Source organism: Sulfitobacter sp. UBA4523 (assembly GCF_002388305.1).
Taxonomy (GTDB): Bacteria; Pseudomonadota; Alphaproteobacteria; order Rhodobacterales; family Rhodobacteraceae; genus Sulfitobacter; species Sulfitobacter pontiacus.
On record NZ_DGMH01000008.1, the window covers coordinates 7,037 to 24,349 of the forward strand.

Annotated in this window: 18 protein-coding genes; 13 read left to right on the forward strand and 5 right to left on the reverse strand. The window is 62.5% G+C overall.

What is annotated here, in order from left to right; translation table 11 throughout:
• The 6 genes from B3849_RS01380 to B3849_RS01405 form a co-directional block, all read left to right on the forward strand.
• On the forward strand, positions 1-480 hold a 480-nt coding region (locus tag B3849_RS01380; RefSeq protein ID WP_286779721.1), incomplete at its 5' end, for a carboxyl transferase domain-containing protein.
• A 62-nt stretch (positions 481-542) separates the two neighbouring features.
• Positions 543-995: a DUF6497 family protein gene (locus B3849_RS01385; RefSeq protein ID WP_235208501.1), complete on the forward strand. Its 453-nt coding sequence runs from the start codon at positions 543-545 to the stop codon at positions 993-995.
• A gap of 214 nt (positions 996-1,209) precedes the next feature.
• Positions 1,210-1,353 carry a hypothetical protein gene (locus B3849_RS01390; RefSeq protein ID WP_005852323.1) on the forward strand — a complete coding sequence of 48 codons (144 nt, stop codon included), beginning with the start codon at positions 1,210-1,212 and terminating at the stop codon, positions 1,351-1,353.
• 99 nt (positions 1,354-1,452) lie between these two features.
• Positions 1,453-1,800, forward strand: coding sequence for a hypothetical protein (locus B3849_RS01395; protein ID WP_005852325.1), 348 nt, complete (start codon positions 1,453-1,455; stop codon positions 1,798-1,800).
• Positions 1,801-1,987: 187 nt separating this feature from the next.
• Entirely contained in the window at positions 1,988-2,194 is a 207-nt protein-coding gene (locus B3849_RS01400) for a hypothetical protein (RefSeq protein WP_037943771.1), read from the forward strand.
• Between the two features lie 116 nt (positions 2,195-2,310).
• Entirely contained in the window at positions 2,311-4,356 is a 2,046-nt protein-coding gene (locus B3849_RS01405; protein WP_005852328.1) for an acetyl-CoA carboxylase biotin carboxylase subunit, read from the forward strand.
• Positions 4,357-4,450: 94 nt separating this feature from the next.
• Here the strand turns inward: B3849_RS01405 and B3849_RS01410 are convergent, their stop codons facing one another.
• Positions 4,451-4,912 (reverse strand): DUF4174 domain-containing protein, encoded by a 462-nt coding sequence (locus B3849_RS01410; protein WP_074635547.1) that lies wholly within the window; start codon positions 4,910-4,912, stop codon positions 4,451-4,453.
• Positions 4,913-5,080: 168 nt separating this feature from the next.
• Between B3849_RS01410 and B3849_RS01415 the strand changes: the two genes are divergently transcribed.
• The 7 genes from B3849_RS01415 (at position 5,081) to B3849_RS01445 (ending at position 11,468) form a co-directional block, all read left to right on the forward strand.
• Positions 5,081-6,010 carry a hypothetical protein gene (locus tag B3849_RS01415; RefSeq protein WP_278425262.1) on the forward strand — a complete coding sequence of 310 codons (930 nt, stop codon included), beginning with the start codon at positions 5,081-5,083 and terminating at the stop codon, positions 6,008-6,010.
• The gene (scpA, locus tag B3849_RS01420) at positions 5,973-8,102 is read left to right on the forward strand and encodes a methylmalonyl-CoA mutase (protein ID WP_009826511.1); all 2,130 of its coding nucleotides are present in this window, start codon (positions 5,973-5,975) and stop codon (positions 8,100-8,102) included. Before B3849_RS01415 ends, scpA begins: the two co-directional genes overlap by 38 nt.
• A gap of 69 nt (positions 8,103-8,171) precedes the next feature.
• Entirely contained in the window at positions 8,172-8,786 is a 615-nt protein-coding gene (locus tag B3849_RS01425; protein WP_278425265.1) for a VOC family protein, read from the forward strand.
• Complete coding sequence (locus B3849_RS01430; RefSeq protein WP_009826513.1) at positions 8,783-9,268, forward strand: GNAT family N-acetyltransferase; 486 nt, start codon at positions 8,783-8,785, stop codon at positions 9,266-9,268. The genes B3849_RS01425 and B3849_RS01430 overlap by 4 nt, the downstream gene beginning before the upstream one ends.
• 32 nt (positions 9,269-9,300) lie before the next feature.
• Positions 9,301-9,981, forward strand: a complete 681-nt coding sequence (locus tag B3849_RS01435; RefSeq protein ID WP_037944973.1) for a molecular chaperone DjiA — start codon at positions 9,301-9,303, stop codon at positions 9,979-9,981.
• Complete coding sequence (locus tag B3849_RS01440; RefSeq protein WP_286779722.1) at positions 9,981-11,006, forward strand: endonuclease/exonuclease/phosphatase family protein; 1,026 nt, start codon at positions 9,981-9,983, stop codon at positions 11,004-11,006. The genes B3849_RS01435 and B3849_RS01440 overlap by 1 nt, the downstream gene beginning before the upstream one ends.
• Before the next feature lie 42 nt (positions 11,007-11,048).
• Positions 11,049-11,468: a hypothetical protein gene (locus tag B3849_RS01445; protein ID WP_009826515.1), complete on the forward strand. Its 420-nt coding sequence runs from the start codon at positions 11,049-11,051 to the stop codon at positions 11,466-11,468.
• 6 nt (positions 11,469-11,474) lie between these two features.
• Here B3849_RS01445 and ppx read toward each other — a convergent pair whose 3' ends face one another.
• The 4 genes from ppx to B3849_RS01465 all read right to left on the reverse strand — a co-directional run bounded on the left by ppx (position 11,475) and on the right by B3849_RS01465 (position 17,223).
• Entirely contained in the window at positions 11,475-13,049 is a 1,575-nt protein-coding gene (gene ppx / locus B3849_RS01450) for an exopolyphosphatase (RefSeq protein WP_278425266.1), read from the reverse strand.
• 179 nt (positions 13,050-13,228) lie between these two features.
• Entirely contained in the window at positions 13,229-15,403 is a 2,175-nt protein-coding gene (locus tag B3849_RS01455) for an RNA degradosome polyphosphate kinase (RefSeq protein ID WP_037944974.1), read from the reverse strand.
• Positions 15,404-15,455: 52 nt separating this feature from the next.
• Complete coding sequence (locus tag B3849_RS01460; RefSeq protein ID WP_005852349.1) at positions 15,456-16,139, reverse strand: hypothetical protein; 684 nt, start codon at positions 16,137-16,139, stop codon at positions 15,456-15,458.
• Positions 16,140-16,143: 4 nt separating this feature from the next.
• Positions 16,144-17,223: an AI-2E family transporter gene (locus B3849_RS01465; protein ID WP_005852352.1), complete on the reverse strand. Its 1,080-nt coding sequence runs from the start codon at positions 17,221-17,223 to the stop codon at positions 16,144-16,146.
• Positions 17,224-17,313: the final 90 nt, after the last annotated feature.

Consider the following 17,313-nt stretch of genomic DNA (forward strand, 5'->3'; position numbering starts at 1 on the left):
GAAATTCCGATCCTGACGCTGGTGGACGTGCCCGGCTTTCTCCCCGGTACGGGGCAGGAATATGGCGGCGTGATCAAACACGGCGCCAAGCTGCTGTTCGCCTATGGCGAAGCGACGGTGCCGATGGTGACGGTCATCACCCGCAAAGCCTATGGCGGCGCGTATGACGTGATGGCGTCCAAGCACTTGCGGTCCGACTTCAACTACGCGTGGCCCACAGCCGAGATTGCCGTGATGGGGGCCAAGGGCGCGACAGAGATCATCCACCGTGCCGATCTGAACGACCCCGAAAAGATCGCGCGCCATACCGCCGATTACGAAGAGCGTTTCGCGAACCCCTTTGTCGCGGCAGAGCGTGGCTTTATCGACGAGGTGATCCAGCCGCGTACCACGCGCAAGCGGATTGCCCGCGCCTTTGCCTCGTTGCGCAACAAGAAAGCCGCGATGCCTTGGAAAAAGCATAACAACATCCCGCTCTAACGTCGTTTAATCCATATCCCTCGCGGTGCCTTTGCAGGTGCCCCGAGGGGCAGGAGACCGCTTTGGTTACCGATCACCCCTCTCTTTCCGCGTCATTGCCCTTCGGGCTGCATCCAGCGGGTGCGGCACTGAAGTGGCTTGCGGTTTGCGCAGCTTTCGCCACGGCCTCTGCCGCGGCGCAGCCGGTCGAGGTGCCGTCGGGCGAAAGCATCGAATTGCAAGAGGTGCTGATAGACGAGGTGGGGGTGCAGACATGGCTGCGCTTCCGTTTTGTCGCCCCTTATATCGCGCGCGATACGGGCGCTGTGGACTTTGCGCAGGTTGGGGCCGATATGACCTATCTGTGCGACGCGCTGGCCATTCCCTACATGGCGCAACATGCGCTGGACGGAGAGGTCATCGTGATCTCTTTGGCTGATCGCGTCACGGAATTCGGGGTGTCCGACCCCGAGGCCACACAGTTTTTCGAGGCATTTCGCCTGAGCAACGACACCTGTATCTGGGAGGGCCTTTGATGCACCCACAACATCTTGCGAGCGCTGCGGCACCAGCGCGCCGAACTGCGGCTTTGGCGTCACATCTGGCCGCATTGGAAAGCACACCGTATGCAACGCCAATGAACTGCGATAATGTCGCGGCGGGGAATACCGACGTATTTCTTACTTTAACATCGGGGTCTGATTGGCATGAGGCAGTGCTGGGCCCTTTAAACAGTGACAGGAGACTTAGATGTCCAAGAGCATCACAATGCTGGCCGCATTCGGCCTTATCGCAGCCGTTGCGGCATGCGCACCCAAGCAGCAAGAAGAATATGTCGTGGTCGCACCCGAGCCCATCTCGGTTGAGCCCGTGTACACAGGCAAGTACAAGTAATGCTTGTCGGGGACAGGCCTCTGCGCCTGTCTCCAACCCCTCTGCGGCATGTAACGCAGGGGTAGCACCGCGCATCGCCCTCGCAGTCTGGGGGGTATCATGCTGAAACATCGCGGTTTTCCGGGGCGTATGCCCGGATCAGACTATCAATTCGTTATCCGTCGCGCCAATCCGCGTGGGGTCACCCCGCTGACCCGTCGCGAACGCCGTTCCGACCGCAAGGCGGCGGACCGTCGCGTTGACACGGCCTTTATGCGCGCGCTGTGGGAAGCCTTTGGCGACCAGCCGTTCGAAAGGGGCAATCTGGACGCGGGCCGTCTGTCTTGGCTCTTTGGTCGCGAGGTCGTCGCGGTAGATGACCCCTTTGATCCAGCCGACTATGACGCGATGCTGGTCATCAACGAAGCCCTTGCCCGGGCGTCTTTCCCCGACGCGTTCGAGGATTGATCATGCGCGTCGCCCCCTTCCTTTCGGCTGGTTTTTGCCACATGCGCGGCATGTTGGGCGGTAATTTGCCCGTCGGGGCGGGAGGGGCGGGCGCAAAAACGCAAACCGCGGTGGAACCTTCTGCGAAACCATGCGTTTATCAGCATCACATCGCAAATAATGCACGATCAATAAAAGGTTTAATCCCATGTCCATCAAAACAATTCTTCTCGCCGTTACTGCGTCCGCTGGCCTCGCTGCATGCGGTGACACACTGGGCGAACAAGCGCTCGGCGGTGGTGTCGTGGGTGCCGGTGCTGCAGCCGTCACAGGCGGTAGCCTCGCGCAAGGCGCGGCCATCGGTGCCGGCGCAAACGTACTGGCGTGCCAATCCGGCGCAGTACGCTGCCAATAATGTGACATCTACCGCGGCCTTGGGTCGCGGTAGCTGCATTGCCAAAGATTTTGCCCCGCTCAGCCGCGTGCTGATGCGGGGTTTTTCCGTTCACTCAAGACCAAAAGGGACAGTCGATGTTCAATAAGATCCTGATCGCCAACCGCGGCGAGATTGCCTGCCGCGTTATCAAGACCGCCAAGAAGATGGGCATCGAAACCGTCGCCGTCTATTCCGACGCTGATGCGCAGGCGTTGCACGTCCAGATGGCCGATGAGGCGATCCACATCGGCCCGCCCGCCGCGAACCAGTCGTATATCGTGATCGACAAGATCATGGACGCGATCAAGCAGTCGGGCGCGCAGGCCGTACACCCGGGCTATGGCTTCCTGTCCGAGAACGCGAAATTCGCCGAGGCGCTCGAGGCCGCTGGCGTCGCCTTTGTCGGCCCCCCTAAGGGCGCGATCGAGAAGATGGGCGACAAGATCACCTCCAAGAAAATCGCGCAGGAGGCCGGTGTTTCCACGGTCCCCGGCTACATGGGGCTGATCGAAGACGCGGACGAGGCGGTGAAGATCTCGAACGAAATCGGCTATCCGGTGATGCTGAAAGCCTCTGCCGGTGGGGGCGGCAAGGGCATGCGTATCGCGTGGAACGATGAAGAGGCCCGCGAGGGGTTCCAGTCGTCCAAGAACGAGGCCGCCAACAGCTTTGGCGATGATCGTATCTTTATCGAGAAATTCGTCACCCAGCCGCGCCACATCGAAATTCAGGTGCTTTGCGACGCCCACGGCAACGGCATCTATCTGGGCGAACGCGAATGTTCGATCCAGCGCCGCAACCAGAAGGTCGTGGAAGAGGCCCCGTCGCCTTTCCTTGACGAAGCCACCCGCAAAGCCATGGGCGAGCAATCCGTCGCCTTGGCGCAGGCCGTTGGCTATACCTCTGCCGGTACGGTCGAATTCATCGTGGACGGCGACAAGAACTTCTACTTCCTTGAAATGAACACCCGTCTTCAGGTGGAACACCCCGTGACCGAGCTGATCACCGGTGTCGATCTGGTCGAACAGATGATCCGCGTGGCCAATGGCGAAAAGCTGACCATCACCCAAGACGATGTGAAGCTGACCGGTTGGGCGATCGAAAACCGGCTCTATGCCGAAGATCCGTACCGCGGCTTCCTGCCCTCCATCGGGCGTCTGACGCGCTACCGCCCTCCGATGGAGATCGCGGCCGGCCCCTTGCTGACCAACGACAAATGGCAGGGCGATGCGCCAGCGGGTGACACGGCCGTGCGCAACGATACCGGCGTCTACGAGGGCGGCGAGATCTCGATGTATTACGACCCGATGATCGCCAAGCTGTGTACATGGGCACCGACCCGCGCCGAGGCGATTGAACGCATGCGCGTGGCGCTGGATAGCTTCGAGGTCGAAGGCATCGGGCACAACCTGCCGTTCCTCTCTGCCGTGATGGATCATCCGATCTTTGTCGAAGGCAACATGACCACCGCCTTCATCGCCGAACAATACCCCGACGGCTTTGACGGGGTAGAGCTGCCTGACGCGGAACTGCGCCGGATCGCGGCGGCCACCGCAGCCATGCACCGCGTCGGAGAGATCCGCCGGACTCGCGTGTCGGGCCGCATGGACAACCACGAACGCAAGGTCGGCACCGCCTGGAACGTCGCGCTGCAAGGCCAGTCGTTCGATGTGGAAATTCAGGCCGACCCAAAGGGCGCGACGGTGACGTTCGACGACGGCACAGCGCTGCGCGTCGCGGGCGACTGGACACCGGGCGACCAACTGGCCGAGATGACCATCGATGACGCACCGCTGGTGTTCAAAGTCGGCAAAATCTCTGGCGGGTTCCGCGTGCGGGCCCGTGGCGCGGATATGAAAGTGCATGTGCGCAACCCGCGTCAGGCCGAACTGGCCCGTCTGATGCCCGAGAAACTGCCGCCCGACACATCGAAAATGCTGCTGTGCCCGATGCCGGGTCTGGTGGTGAAGATCGATGTAGAGGTTGGCGACGAGGTACAGGAAGGCCAGAACCTCTGCACCATCGAGGCGATGAAGATGGAAAACATCCTGCGCGCCGAGAAGAAGGGCAAAGTGTCCAAGGTCAATGCCGCAGCGGGGGATAGCCTCGCTGTGGATGATGTCATCATCGAGTTCGAATAAGCGCCATGCCAGCCGTTGCCATCATGGGATACAACACGGCGCTGCGGGGGATCCCTTCGCAGCACCGGCCCATATTGCAGCGGCTGCTGGCTGTTCAGTCGAAGATTTTACCCGACTTTTCCTTGGCTTCGCGAATTTCGCGTTGCCGGATGGTCATTTTGTCGATGCTGCGGGTGATCTCGCGCACATCCCAGGGGCGGGGCTTGCGCAGCTTGATCCCGCCGTCTTTGCCCACCAGCACCAACATGAACCCGCGCGGCCGCATCCGCAGCCGCAACGGGCTGCGCGCGCCCGGATCGGTATCGGTCAGGACGATCACGTCACGCTCGATCAGGTCTTCGGGCTGTTCGCGCAAAAGCTCCATCTGGGATTGGAAGGCGGGGTCATCCTCGCTGTCCGCAAAGACCAGAACCGGTCTTTTTTTCCAGTGGAATTCACTCAAATCTTCCATATCTGCGGGCAGGAACAACGTGGGAACCTCGGGGTCCGTGGCCGTTTGCGCCCCCGCCGAGACCGCAAACAATCCTGCAAAAACAAGGGCTATCACTGGTTTCATTTTGTCTCCTGTCCGTACAGATATAAGCTTGTGCGACGCAATTGCGATGCACAACCGGACATCTGCGCATATTAAGCACTCTGCAACAGGTTTGCGGGCATGACTGTGGCTCAAACTCTTAGTGGGCCACAGTGGCTGGCCCCCGTTCAAGGATTGGGCAAGCAGATCATGGATATTCTTCTTCACGTCGGTGCACACCGTACAGGAACCACCAGTTTTCAACGCTATCTGGCGGATCACGCCGATCCCATCGCGGCGCAGGGCACCTGCGTCTGGGGGCCGCGCCAGACCCGTGGCGGGCTGTTTGCAGGGCTGTTTCCGGCGTCGGGAATGCTGGCCTCGGGGCCGAATTTGGTAAACGGGCGCGTGTCGCTGCTGATGGGCAAGGCACGGGACCTCGGGGCGGATCAACTGCTGATCTCGGACGAGAATATGATCGGCTCGGCGCGCCATTCGGTGCGCAGCGGGCGGCTGTTTCCGGCCATCGGCGAACGTATGGCGCGGTTCGGGGCCAGCTTTGGCGGGCGCGTGACGCAGGTGGTGCTGACCATCCGGCAGACGGACCATTGGTGGGCCTCTGCGCTGGCCTATACCGTGGGGCGCGGGCATCCCGTACCGGATGCCGACCAGATTGACCGCATGGCTCATGACCGACGCGGCTGGCGCGATGTCATCACCGATCTTGCCTGCGCCTTGCCCGAGGCAAAGATCAGCATCGCCCGCTATGACGATTGCGCGGGCCGCCCCGATGCGCTGTTTACGCAGCTCACCGGTCGTGCCGCCCCCGCCACCACCCAAGGCTATTGGCTGAACCGCCGCCCGGACGAGGCCAGCCTGCGTGCACAGATGGGCCCTGCCGCGGCAGGGCTGCGCAGTGACGGGCTGGGCAACTGGCACCCCTTTAGCGACGCGCAGGCCGCAGCCTTGCGTGAAACCTATGCGGACGATCTGTTCTGGCTGACAGCCGGTGCGGATGGTCTTGCCACCCTGACAGAGACCTCAACCGCCCCAAGAGCCGGCACAAGCTGGCCAGACGGCGATAGAAGAAAAGGACACCACCATGACAGCGGACAAAGAAAACTGGCGCAATCTGGCTGAGGCGGAGCTGCGCGGGCGTAGCCTCGATGACCTGACGTGGCACACGCTGGAAGGCATTGATGTCAAACCGCTTTACACTGCGGAAGACACCGAAGGGCTGGACCATCTGGGCGGCATCCCCGGAGAGGCACCCTTTACCCGTGGGGTGAAGGCGACCATGTACGCCGGCCGCCCGTGGACGATCCGCCAATATGCGGGGTTCTCTACGGCAGAGGAATCGAACGCCTTTTACCGCCGCGCCCTTGCGGCGGGGCAGCAGGGGGTGTCGGTGGCCTTCGATCTGGCCACCCACCGCGGCTATGACAGCGACCACCCCCGTGTCGAGGGCGACGTGGGTAAGGCGGGCGTGGCCATCGACAGCGTCGAGGATATGAAGATCCTGTTCGACGGCATCCCGCTCGACAAAGTATCGGTCTCCATGACGATGAACGGCGCGGTGATCCCGATCCTGGCGAATTTCATCGTCGCGGGCGAAGAGCAGGGGCATGATAAATCCGTGCTCTCGGGCACCATTCAGAACGACATTCTGAAAGAATTCATGGTCCGCAACACCTATATCTATCCGCCCGAGCCCTCGATGCGGATCATCGGGGATATCATCGAATATACCTCGGACCACATGCCGAAGTTCAACTCCATCTCGATCTCGGGTTACCATATGCAAGAGGCGGGGGCGAACCTTGTGCAGGAACTGGCCTTTACCCTTGCCGATGGCCGCGAATATGTGCGCACGGCGATTGCGGCGGGCATGGATGTGGACCGGTTTGCACCCCGGCTGAGCTTCTTCTTCTGCATCGGCATGAACTTCTTTATGGAGGCCGCGAAACTGCGCGCGGCGCGTCTGCTGTGGTCGCGGATCATGGATGAATTCAAACCGAAGAACCCCAAATCCTCGATGCTGCGGACCCACTGCCAGACCTCCGGCGTGAGCCTTCAGGAACAAGACCCCTATAACAACGTGATCCGCACCGCCTACGAGGCGATGAGCGCGGTTCTGGGCGGCACGCAGTCACTGCACACCAACGCGCTGGACGAGGCGATTGCCCTGCCCACCGATTTCTCCTCGCGCATTGCGCGCAACACGCAGTTGATTTTGCAAGAAGAAACCGGCGTCACCAATGTCGTCGACCCGCTGGCCGGCAGCTACTATGTCGAAAAGCTGACCGCCGATCTGGCAGACGCCGCATGGAAGCTGATCGAAGAGGTGGAAGAGCTGGGCGGGATGACCAAGGCCGTCGCCTCCGGCATGCCGAAACTGCGCATCGAAGAGGCCGCCGCCACCCGTCAGGCCAAGATCGACCGCGGCACCGAGGTGATCGTCGGGGTCAACAAATACCGCCGCGAGGTCGAGGACGAGATCGACATTCTGGACGTCGATAACGTCAAGGTGCGCGACAGCCAGATCAAGCGTCTTGAAGCGATCCGTGGCGCGCGTGACGAAGACGCCTGCAAAGCCGCCCTGGCCGAGCTGACCCGCCGCGCCGCAGAGGGCGGAAACCTGTTGGAAGGGGCGGTCGAAGCCGCCCGCGCCCGCGCCACCGTAGGGGAGATCAGCATGGCGATGGAAGAAAAATTCGGACGTCACCGCGCCGAGGTCAAGACATTGGCCGGCGTCTATGGCGCGGCCTATGAGGGCGACAGCGGCTTTGCGGAAATCCAGAAATCGGTCGAGGATTTCGCCGAAGCCGAAGGCCGCCGTCCGCGTATGCTGGTGGTCAAGATGGGTCAGGACGGGCACGACCGCGGGGCCAAGGTCATTGCGACCGCCTTTGCCGATATCGGGTTCGACGTGGATGTGGGGCCGCTGTTCCAGACCCCCGCCGAGGCCGCGCAGGATGCCGTGGACAACGACGTGCATGTCATCGGCATCTCGTCCCAGGCGGCGGGTCACAAAACGCTCGCCCCGCAGTTGATCAAGGCGCTGAAGGATCAAGGGGCCGAGGATATTCTGGTCATCTGCGGCGGGGTCATTCCGCAGCAGGATTACAAGTTCCTCAAGGATGCGGGGGTCAAGGCGATCTTCGGGCCGGGGACCAATATCCCCAATGCCGCGCAGGATATCCTGAAACTGATCCGTGCCGCACGCAGCTAAACGGACGCGAGGGGGCCGTCTGCCCCCTCACACTCCCCCGAGGATTTGAACCATCTGGAAGCAGGACCAATGATCGAACTGGACCATCTTGCCGTCGCGGGCGAGAGCCTGAAAGCCGCGTCTGACCTGGCCGCGCAAGTGCTTGGGGTGCCGTTGCAACCGGGTGGCGCACATGCGGTGTTTGGCACGCATAACCATCTGCTGGGGCTTGCCGATGCGCTGTATCTGGAGGCGATTGCCGTCGACCCCGACGCGCCTGCGCCTGCCTATGCGCGCTGGTTTGATCTGGACCGGTTCAACGGTCCGGCGCGGCTGTCCAACTGGATTTGCCGCTGCGATGATCTTGACGCGACGCTGGAAGCCTTGCCCGAAGGCTATGGCGCGCCGGTGGCGTTGCAGCGCGGAGATCTGCGCTGGCGTATGGCGGTGCCGGAAACCGGTATGCTGCCCTATGACAATTGCGCCCCTGCCTTGATGCAATGGGAAGGCGAGGCCCATCCGACCCAGCGGCTTGATGCCTCTGGCTGTCGTTTGGTGACATTGACGGTCCAGCATCCGCAGGCCGAGGCATTGGCGGCAGCGCTTGCCCCGGTCTTCACCGATGCGCGCGTCGTGTTCGAGGTCGGGACACCGGCGCTTTCTGCCCGTTTTGACACGCCCGCGGGCCGCGCTGTGCTGGCGTGATCATCCGGCCTGCAAAGGGCAGTGATGCCGGTGTGGTGGCGGCCCTGTGGAATGTGATGATCACGCAAACGCTGTTCACCTTCACGTCGCAGCCCAAGACCGGTGCAGAGGTCGAGGCGCTGATCGCCGGTCGCGCGGGGCAGTTCTGGGTGGCCGACGCGGAGGGTGTCGCCGGTTTCATCACCTACGGGGCTTTTCGCAGCGGGGTGGGGTATCGCGATGCGGTGGAGCATTCGATCGTGCTGGATGCCGCAGCACAGGGCGCGGGTGCCGGCCGTGCCTTGATGCAAACCGCCTGTGATGCGGCCGTCGCACAGGGGCGGCGCGTCATGGTGGCGGCGATCAGCGGGGCCAATCCGGGTGCCGTTGGCTTTCATGCGGCACTCGGGTTTGACCACGTGGGCAGGATGCCGCGCATCGGGCAGAAGAACGGGCAGCAGCTTGACCTAATTTTGATGCAGAAAATGCTGACGCCCCGCTGACTTCCCCGGCGCTGCCCCGTATGGTGGGCGTCATGTCTATTTGGTCTCGCATCACCGAAGCTTTGTCAGCGCTCACCGCCGGTGAGGGGCTGTCGGCTGTTTTCGACCGTCTGCGCACCCCGCCAGAGCGGTCGGTGGCCTTTACCATTGCGGTGATCGCGCTTGGGGCCAAGATGGCCAAGGCCGACGGGCAGGTGACCCGCGACGAGGTTACCGCCTTTCGCGAAGTGTTCCAGATTGCCGAGGCCGACCAGCAGGGGGCGGCGCGGGTGTTCAATCTGGCACGGCACGATGTGGCCGGGTTCGAGGATTACGCCGCGCGCATTGCGCAGATGTTTGCAGACCAGCCCGAGACGTTGCATGACCTGATCGAAGGGTTGTTCCACATTGCCATGGCCGACGGCATGTACCACCCGAACGAGGATGCGTTTCTGGTGCGTGTCGCGCAGATCTTCGCGATGGATGACAGCGATTTTGCCTCGCTTCGGGCGCGGTTCGTGCCCGATACCTCGCCGCTGCCCCATGCGGTTCTGGGCATTCCGCCCGATGCCTCGCTTGAAGAGGGGCGCGCGGCGTGGCGCAAGCTGGTGCGGGCCAATCATCCCGATGCTTTGGTCGCCCGTGGCCTGCCGCAAGAGGCCATCGCCATGGCCGAAAAACGCATGATCGACATCAACCGCGCGTGGGAGACCTGGTCAGGCAAGGCGCAGTAATGCGGATCGCGACCTATAACGTCGAATGGTTCACAGGTCTGTTCGACGATGAGGATCAACTGTTGCTGGATGACGGGTGGTCGGCACGCCACAATATCACCCGTGCGCAGCAGGCGCAGGCTTTGGGCACCGTGTTTCGGGTGATGGATGCCGATGCTGTGATGGTGATCGAGGCCCCTGACCAAAGCCGAAAACGCGGCACCGTGGCCGCATTGGAACGCTTTGCCGCGCATTTCGATCTGCGCACCCGCAAGGCGGTGATCGGCTTTGCCAATGACACGCAGCAGGAAATCGCGCTGTTGTTCGATCCGGACCGGCTGTCGGCCACCCATGCGCCCGGTGGTGCGGTCGGGCAGGGGGAGGCGCCGCGCTTTGACGGGACGTTGGACATTGATCTGGATATCGACGCGCGCGAGGATCATGTCGTCTTTTCCAAACCGCCGCTCGAGCTGGATATCGTTACCCGCGAAGGGGTGGCGTTTCACATGATCGGCGCGCATCTGAAGTCCAAGGCCCCCCATGGGGCCAAGACGCCGCAGGATGCGCTGCGCATCGGCATCGCCAACCGACGCAAGCAGCTGGCGCAGGCGATCTGGCTGCGTCGGCGGATCGATGCGCGGCTCGACGATGGCACGCCGCTGATGGTCTTGGGCGATCTGAACGACGGGCCGGGCCTGGACAGTTTCGAGGACCTTTTCGGGCGGTCCTCGGTCGAGATTGTGATGGGCCACCGGCAGGATCGCGCGCTCGTCGATCCCCATGCGACCCGCGCCTTGGGCCAGCGGATCGGGGCGATGCCCACCACGTCGCGCTTCTGGATCGCGCCCGAAAAACGTTATCTGCAGGCACTGCTGGATTACATCATGATCAGCCCGTCCCTGACCGCGCATCGGCCGCAATGGCGCATCTGGCACCCGTTGGACGATCCGGAATGCTGGGGGGATGCCGCCTTGCGCGACGCCTTGATCACGGCGTCGGATCACTTTCCGGTGACGATTGATCTGGACCTGTCGACGCGCCTTTAATCCCGCTTTCATCACAAGATGAAATAGGGCAGTCTTCGCCGCATGAGACAGTTTCTTTTGACCACCACCCTGATCTGCCTGTCCAGTGTCGCCGTGGCACAAGAGCAGGAAAACGACGGCTCCGGCTTTTCCTTGATGGAACGCGGGGCGCGGGATTTCTTTGACGGTATGAAGAAAGAGATGGCCCCCGCGCTGGAAGGGCTGGGCGAGTGGGGTCGCAAGGCCAGCCCCGCGTTGCGGAATTTCATTTCCGAGATGGGGCCCGCCTTTACCGATCTGCTGGAAGAGGTCGAGGATTGGAGCGTCTATGAGCCGCCCCAAAAGATGCCCAACGGCGATATCGTGATCCGCCGCAAGCCAGACCCCGCGCCGGAAGATGATATGCCCGAAGACAAGACACCCGAGGAAACGCCGCCCCCGCCCGCGATCTATCTGGACGAGGTGCCGCAGATCGACCTGTAAGACAGGCTATTTCTTGCAGGTCTTAAGCTGGACCTCGGCCCCCAGGGACAGGGCGAGGGAATTCAGTCGCGCTTCGGCGACCTCTCCGAACAGGGGCATCATGTCGTCGGTCAGCCACAGCTCCAGCAGCTTTTTCTTGGGGAACCAGCGCAGGTGGCCGCGCTCTTCCTCGGGGTTCATCCAGAGCATCGCGCCAAAGCGCATGGCCTTGCCCAGAATCTCGGCCTCTAGCCGGGTCTTTTCATCGACCATTTCATAGAGGTCTTCGAAACGGGTATTCTCGCGCTTGTTGGAATAGCGGTGCAGCAGCGCCAGCCCCAGATAGATCCGTTCTGAGTGTTTCAGCCCGCCCAGATTCGCCCGCGTTGCGTTGTCGAAACAGACTTCGGCGCGGTAGTCGGGATGCGCGCGCCAGCTGACGTCGTGCAGCAGGCAGGCGGCCTTGACCAGACGTTTGCGCTGCGGCGGCGCGGATTTATAAAGCGGCAGGATAAAGTCGAACAGCGCCTTGCCGAACCCCGGCGTGCGCGCGTCCTTGGCTTCTGCAAAGCGGCAGGCCTCGATCAGAGGGTCGCGGTCGCGCAGGCGTTGGGGCATCTGTTCGTACAGCATCCCCTCGCGGATTCCGTAGCTGGAGATCGCGATATCCTTGGGTTTGAAGGTCTTGACCAGCCGCGACAGCACTTCGGCGGCAAAGGGCACCAACGCCATCCGGCTGGCGGAGACGCCGCTGATCTTGCGCAGCTCTTCATGGTCGCTGGTCTGGATGTGTTTCACCGTCTCGCGGACGGATTTCGGTGTCATCCGGTATTCATGCAGCACGTGCAGCGGGTAGCCGCGGCGCACCATGTCGATGCGCGCGATGGCACGCCACGAGCCGCCGACCAGAAACAGACGGTCGCGCTGTGCGCCCATCTTTTCGGCCAGCCCTTCGATCACTGTCTTGATCTGCGCCTGCCGTGCCTTGGCACCGCCCTTGATGTCGCGCAGTTTCAGCGGCCCAAGCGCCGAGGTCACCCGTTTGCCCACGCGCCCGCCCGAGATTTCCGCCAGCTCCATCGACGACCCGCCGATGTCGCAGACCAGACCGAAGGCACCGGGCCAGCCCAGCAAAACACCCTGCGCTGACAGCCGCGCCTCTTCCTCGCCGTCGATGACCCAGATCTTCAGGCCCGTCTCGCGCTGCACCTCGTCGCAGAAATCACGCCCGTCGCTGGCATCGCGCACGGCGGCGGTGGCGACGACGGTCAGCTCGGACAGGCCCATGCCCTGTGCCAGCTTGCTGAAGCGGCGCATGGCAGAGAGGGCGCGGACCCGGCCTTCGGGCGACAGATGGCCTGTTTCGGCCATGCCCGCCCCAAGGGCGCACATGATCTTTTCATTGTAGAAATAGGCAGGCGACCGCGCGGCCCCGTCAAACACCACCAACCGGACAGAGTTCGACCCCACATCGACCACACCCACACGCGCCAGCGCACGGGCCGAAGGGTCTAGGAACAGGGGTTTGCCGAACAGGCCCAGATCAGCGACGCCCGTTTCGGGCACGGGAGAGGGCGGAGGGGTGTCGGTTTTATCTGCCACGGACGCTCCTGCGGGGGCCTTTGTTTGGGGGGCAAGTTGGCCCAGCCGGCCCGCCGCGTCAATCGTTAACGCAAACGGGCACGTGAAAAACCCCGCCGTGATGGGGGGATATAAACGCCAGCGGGAACGCAATCGGACAGATGCGCCTTCGGCGAGAGTTTACAGGCAAAATGAAGCGGTTAGTCTTCGGTATGGGTCAGTTTCGGGACGTCGGATGCGCCCGCCGTGCCACGTCCGGAGAGAGACGGGTTCTCCATGAAGAAGCGGTGGCAGTTGAAGGCGAAAGTGCCTTCTGCAATCTCGGGGCGGGCAAAGCTGCCATCGGGGGACATGACCCAGCTTTGCGCCACATCCGCAAGATTGGCCGCCATGACCTGACTGGTGATCTGCGCCTTGACGGTGGGGTTCTCGATCTCGACCAGTGTTTCGACGCGGCGGGTCAGGTTGCGGCCCATCCAGTCGGCGGAGGACATGAAGACCCGCGATTTCTTATGCGGCAGCCCGTAGCCATTGCCAAAGCAGACGATGCGTGAATGCTCCAGAAAGCGCCCGACGATGGATTTCACGCGGATGTTTTCGGATAGCCCCTTGATGCCGGGGCGCAACCCGCAGATGCCGCGGATCACCAGGCTGATTTTCACCCCTGCCTGGCTCGCGGCGTAAAGCGCGTCGATCACATCCGCATCCACGATGGAGTTCATCTTGGCCCAGATCTCTGCCGGTTTTCCGGCTGCGGCATGGTCGGCCTCGGCGGCGATCATCGCCAGCAGGCGCGGCTTCAACGAGATGGGCGAGATGGCGAGGTTGTCCAGCGTGTCGGGTTGCGCGTAGCCCGACAGGTAGTTGAACACTTTGGTCGCGTCGCGGCCCAACTTCTGGTCACAGGTGAACAGCGACAGATCGGTATAAATGCGCGCGGTGATCGGGTGATAGTTGCCCGTGCCATAGTGGGTATAGGTGACCAGTTGATCGCCCTCGCGGCGCACCACGGTCGAGATTTTTGCGTGGGTCTTGAGGTCGAGAAACCCATAGACGACATGTGCGCCTGCGCGTTCCAGCCTGCGCGACTGGCGGATGTTGGCAGCCTCGTCGAAACGCGCCTTGAGCTCGACCAGCGCGGTGACGGATTTCCCGTCCTCGGCGGCTTCGCACAGCGCCTCTACGATGGGGCTGTCGCGCGAGGTGCGGTAAAGCGTCTGTTTGATCGCCACCACATCGGGATCGCGCGCGGCCTGTGCCAGAAAGCGGACCACCATATCGAAGGTCTCGTAGGGGTGGTGCAGCAGCATGTCCTTGGACCGGATCGCGGCGAACATATCGCCTTCGTGATCGGTCACGCGTTCGGGGATGCGCGGGGTGAATTGCGGCCAGAGCAGATCGGGGCGGCTATCGGTCACCAGTTCGGACAGGTCGTTGATGCCGATCATCCCGTCCAGTTCGATCACATCCTGCGGGCGCACGCCAAGTTCGGCCATGACCACGGATTTCAGCTTTTCGGGGGCTCCGGCGGAATGGGTCAGGCGCACGACCTCGCCGCGGCGGCGGCGTTTCAGGGCGACCTCGAATTCGCGCACCAGGTCCTCGGCCTCTTCCTCGACCTCAAGGTCGCTGTCACGCAGCACGCGGAATTCGAAATGCGCCTTGAGCTTGTAGCCCGGAAACAGCCCCGGCACCTTGAGCACCAGCAGATCTTCGAGCGGCAGGAACCGAAGCGAGCCTTCGGCGGCGGGCAGGGCGACGAAACGGTCGATCTGCGCCGGGATCGGCAGCAGCGCCTGAAGGGGGCGCTTGTCGCTGGTGCGTTCCAGTTGAAGCGCCAAGGCGTAGCCGGTGTTGGGGATGAAGGGGAAGGGGTGCGCGGGGTCAATCGCCAGCGGGGTCAGAACCGCAAAGACACGGTGCAGGAATACATCGTCAAGATAGGCCAGATCGGCCGCGTCCAGATCAGCGGCGCGTTCGAGCATGATGTTCTGGTCGTCCATCTCTGACATCAGATCGACCAGCACGCGCTGTTGTTCGGTCATCAGCTTGCGCGCGTCTTCGTTGATCAGCACCAGTTGCTGGGCAGGGGTCAGCCCGTCGCTGGCCGGGGTGGTGTTGCCCGCCTGGGCAAGCTCGCGCAGGCCCGCAACACGCACGGTATAGAATTCGTCGAGGTTGCCTGCCGAGATCGACAGGAAGCGCAGGCGTTCCAGCAGCGGCACGCGGGGGTTCTTGGCCTCTTCGAGAACACGCCAGTTGAACCCGAGCCAGCTGAGCTCGCGGTTATAGAAACGACCGGGGCCGGTGATGTCCAGATCGGGCATATCCTGCGGCGGCACGAAGGCGGATTCGAGAAAGTCAGCGTTTGTCATGACGGCCTTATGGCGTTGCATTGTAATGGGTTTGTGACGAAATCTGAGAAGATTATCGCGCGGCGTTAAACCCATTGTCCAGCACTTGTGCGGCCAGCGCTCGTGTCACCGGTTTTTGTTGCGCCAGACTGGCGGCATCCAGGGCCGCGACCAGATCACCCGCAGCTGCGAAAGACCGGTCCATGCGCAGCAACAGATAGGGGATCACGTCGGGTTTGGGGGTCAGCTGGCGGTCGGCCAGCAGCTTGGCCATGACGGCCGTGAGCAGGCTGTCATCGGGCGCTTCAAGTGCGGCCGCCGTCGCCGCGCGCATACGGCTCGTCAGGTCAGGCAGATGCAGCCCCCATTGGGGCACCGCCGGGGTGCCGGTCAGCAGCAGGCTATGGCCTTCGGCCAGCACCAGATTGTGCAGGTGGAAAAGATGCGTCTCGGCCGCATTGTCGCCCGCGATGTCGGGCACGTTCTCGACCGCCAGCGGGCCTTGGGCCAGCGCGGGGATATCGCCTGTGGCAATGTCGCGCGCGTCGATGATACCTGCGCCGGACAGATTGGCCCAGACATGCGCCAGATGGGTCTTGCCTGATCCGGGCGGGCCGGTCAGCACCATCTTGCGCCCCGCCCAGGCCTGCCAGCCCTCGATCATGGCCACGGCAATCGCGTTGGACGGGGCGACGAAAAAGTCGTCCCGTCCCAGTGCGGGGCGGCTGGGAAGGTCAAGTCCAAGCTGTTGTGCCATCGTGTCAGTCCGCCGTTTCGTCCAAGGTCTTGCGCTGCGTGCCCTGATATAGCGAGCTTTCGACGTATTGCTCGGTCGCGAAGCGTGCAATCACGCCAAGGGCGGCGGCAATCGGCACGGCGGCTAGCATGCCGACAAAGCCGAACAAAGAGCCAAAGACAGACAGCGCCAGGATCAGCCAGACCGGATGCAGCCCGACCGAATTGCCCACCAGCTTGGGGGTGAGGAAGTTGCCTTCAATCATCTGGCCGAGCACGAAGATGCCCGCCACCATCCCGATCGAGAACCAATCCCCCCAGAACTGGAACAGCGCCAGACCGATGGCCAAGGCACCGCCCAGAACCGCGCCGAGATAGGGGATGAAGGTGACCAGACCCGCGATAAAGCCCACCACAAGGCCGAATTGCAGCCCCACCAGCATCAGCGCGATGGCATAATAGGCCCCTAAAATCAGGCAGACGGTGCCCATGCCGCGGATGAACCCCGCCAGCGTGCGGTCGATGTCACGCGCAAGGCGACGGATCACCGGCGCGTGGTCGCGCGGCAGCAAGCGGTCGATCTGGGCGACCATACGGTCCCAGTCCAGCAGCAGATAGACGGCAACCACCGGCACGATCACAAACAGCACCATCACGTTCAACAGCGACGCCGCCGAGGAGATCGCCGTGTTCAGCACCTCGCCGCCGCGTTCCTGAATGGTCGACCCGATAGAGTTGATCGAGCTGCGCAGGGTCGATCCTTCGTCCAGCAGGGCGGGGAAACGTTCGGTCAGGAAATTGGTGAAATTGCGGGTCAGCTCGGGGGCGACCTCGAACAGGTTGATGGCCTGATTGATCAAGGTCGGGATCACCAGCAGCGCCATCAGCACAAAGATCAGCAAGGCGACAAGCGTGATCACCATCGTGGCCATCGCGCGGCTCAGCCCCATGGCTTCGAGCCGGTCGGCCACGGGATCCAGGAAATAGGCAATCGCCGCCCCGATCAGAAACGGCAGCAGCACGTCACCTGTGAACCACAGGAACACCAGAAAAAGCGCCCCCGCGACACCCCAGTATTTCATCTGATCTCTGATAGGCAGGCCCATGCCGCATCCTCGCATTCTGGTTTCGGTCGACATTGCGCAACGGGGGCGATTTTTCAAGGCCCGTGGTGAAATGGATCGGCAGCACCCGCC

What these genes read in the sequence shown, in the direction of transcription:
- B3849_RS01390 (WP_005852323.1), top strand. Translation starts at nt 1,210, where the DNA reads ATGTCCAAGAGCATCACAATGCTGGCCGCATTCGGCCTTATCGCAGCC.
- B3849_RS01395 (WP_005852325.1), top strand. Translation starts at nt 1,453, where the DNA reads ATGCTGAAACATCGCGGTTTTCCGGGGCGTATGCCCGGATCAGACTAT.
- B3849_RS01400 (WP_037943771.1), top strand. Translation starts at nt 1,988, where the DNA reads ATGTCCATCAAAACAATTCTTCTCGCCGTTACTGCGTCCGCTGGCCTC.
- B3849_RS01405 (WP_005852328.1), top strand. Translation starts at nt 2,311, where the DNA reads ATGTTCAATAAGATCCTGATCGCCAACCGCGGCGAGATTGCCTGCCGC.
- B3849_RS01410 (WP_074635547.1), bottom strand. Translation starts at nt 4,912, where the DNA reads ATGAAACCAGTGATAGCCCTTGTTTTTGCAGGATTGTTTGCGGTCTCG.
- B3849_RS01415 (WP_278425262.1), top strand. Translation starts at nt 5,081, where the DNA reads ATGGATATTCTTCTTCACGTCGGTGCACACCGTACAGGAACCACCAGT.
- scpA (WP_009826511.1), top strand. Translation starts at nt 5,973, where the DNA reads ATGACAGCGGACAAAGAAAACTGGCGCAATCTGGCTGAGGCGGAGCTG.
- B3849_RS01425 (WP_278425265.1), top strand. Translation starts at nt 8,172, where the DNA reads ATGATCGAACTGGACCATCTTGCCGTCGCGGGCGAGAGCCTGAAAGCC.
- B3849_RS01435 (WP_037944973.1), top strand. Translation starts at nt 9,301, where the DNA reads ATGTCTATTTGGTCTCGCATCACCGAAGCTTTGTCAGCGCTCACCGCC.
- B3849_RS01440 (WP_286779722.1), top strand. Translation starts at nt 9,981, where the DNA reads ATGCGGATCGCGACCTATAACGTCGAATGGTTCACAGGTCTGTTCGAC.
- B3849_RS01445 (WP_009826515.1), top strand. Translation starts at nt 11,049, where the DNA reads ATGAGACAGTTTCTTTTGACCACCACCCTGATCTGCCTGTCCAGTGTC.
- B3849_RS01455 (WP_037944974.1), bottom strand. Translation starts at nt 15,403, where the DNA reads ATGACAAACGCTGACTTTCTCGAATCCGCCTTCGTGCCGCCGCAGGAT.
- B3849_RS01460 (WP_005852349.1), bottom strand. Translation starts at nt 16,139, where the DNA reads ATGGCACAACAGCTTGGACTTGACCTTCCCAGCCGCCCCGCACTGGGA.
- B3849_RS01465 (WP_005852352.1), bottom strand. Translation starts at nt 17,223, where the DNA reads ATGGGCCTGCCTATCAGAGATCAGATGAAATACTGGGGTGTCGCGGGG.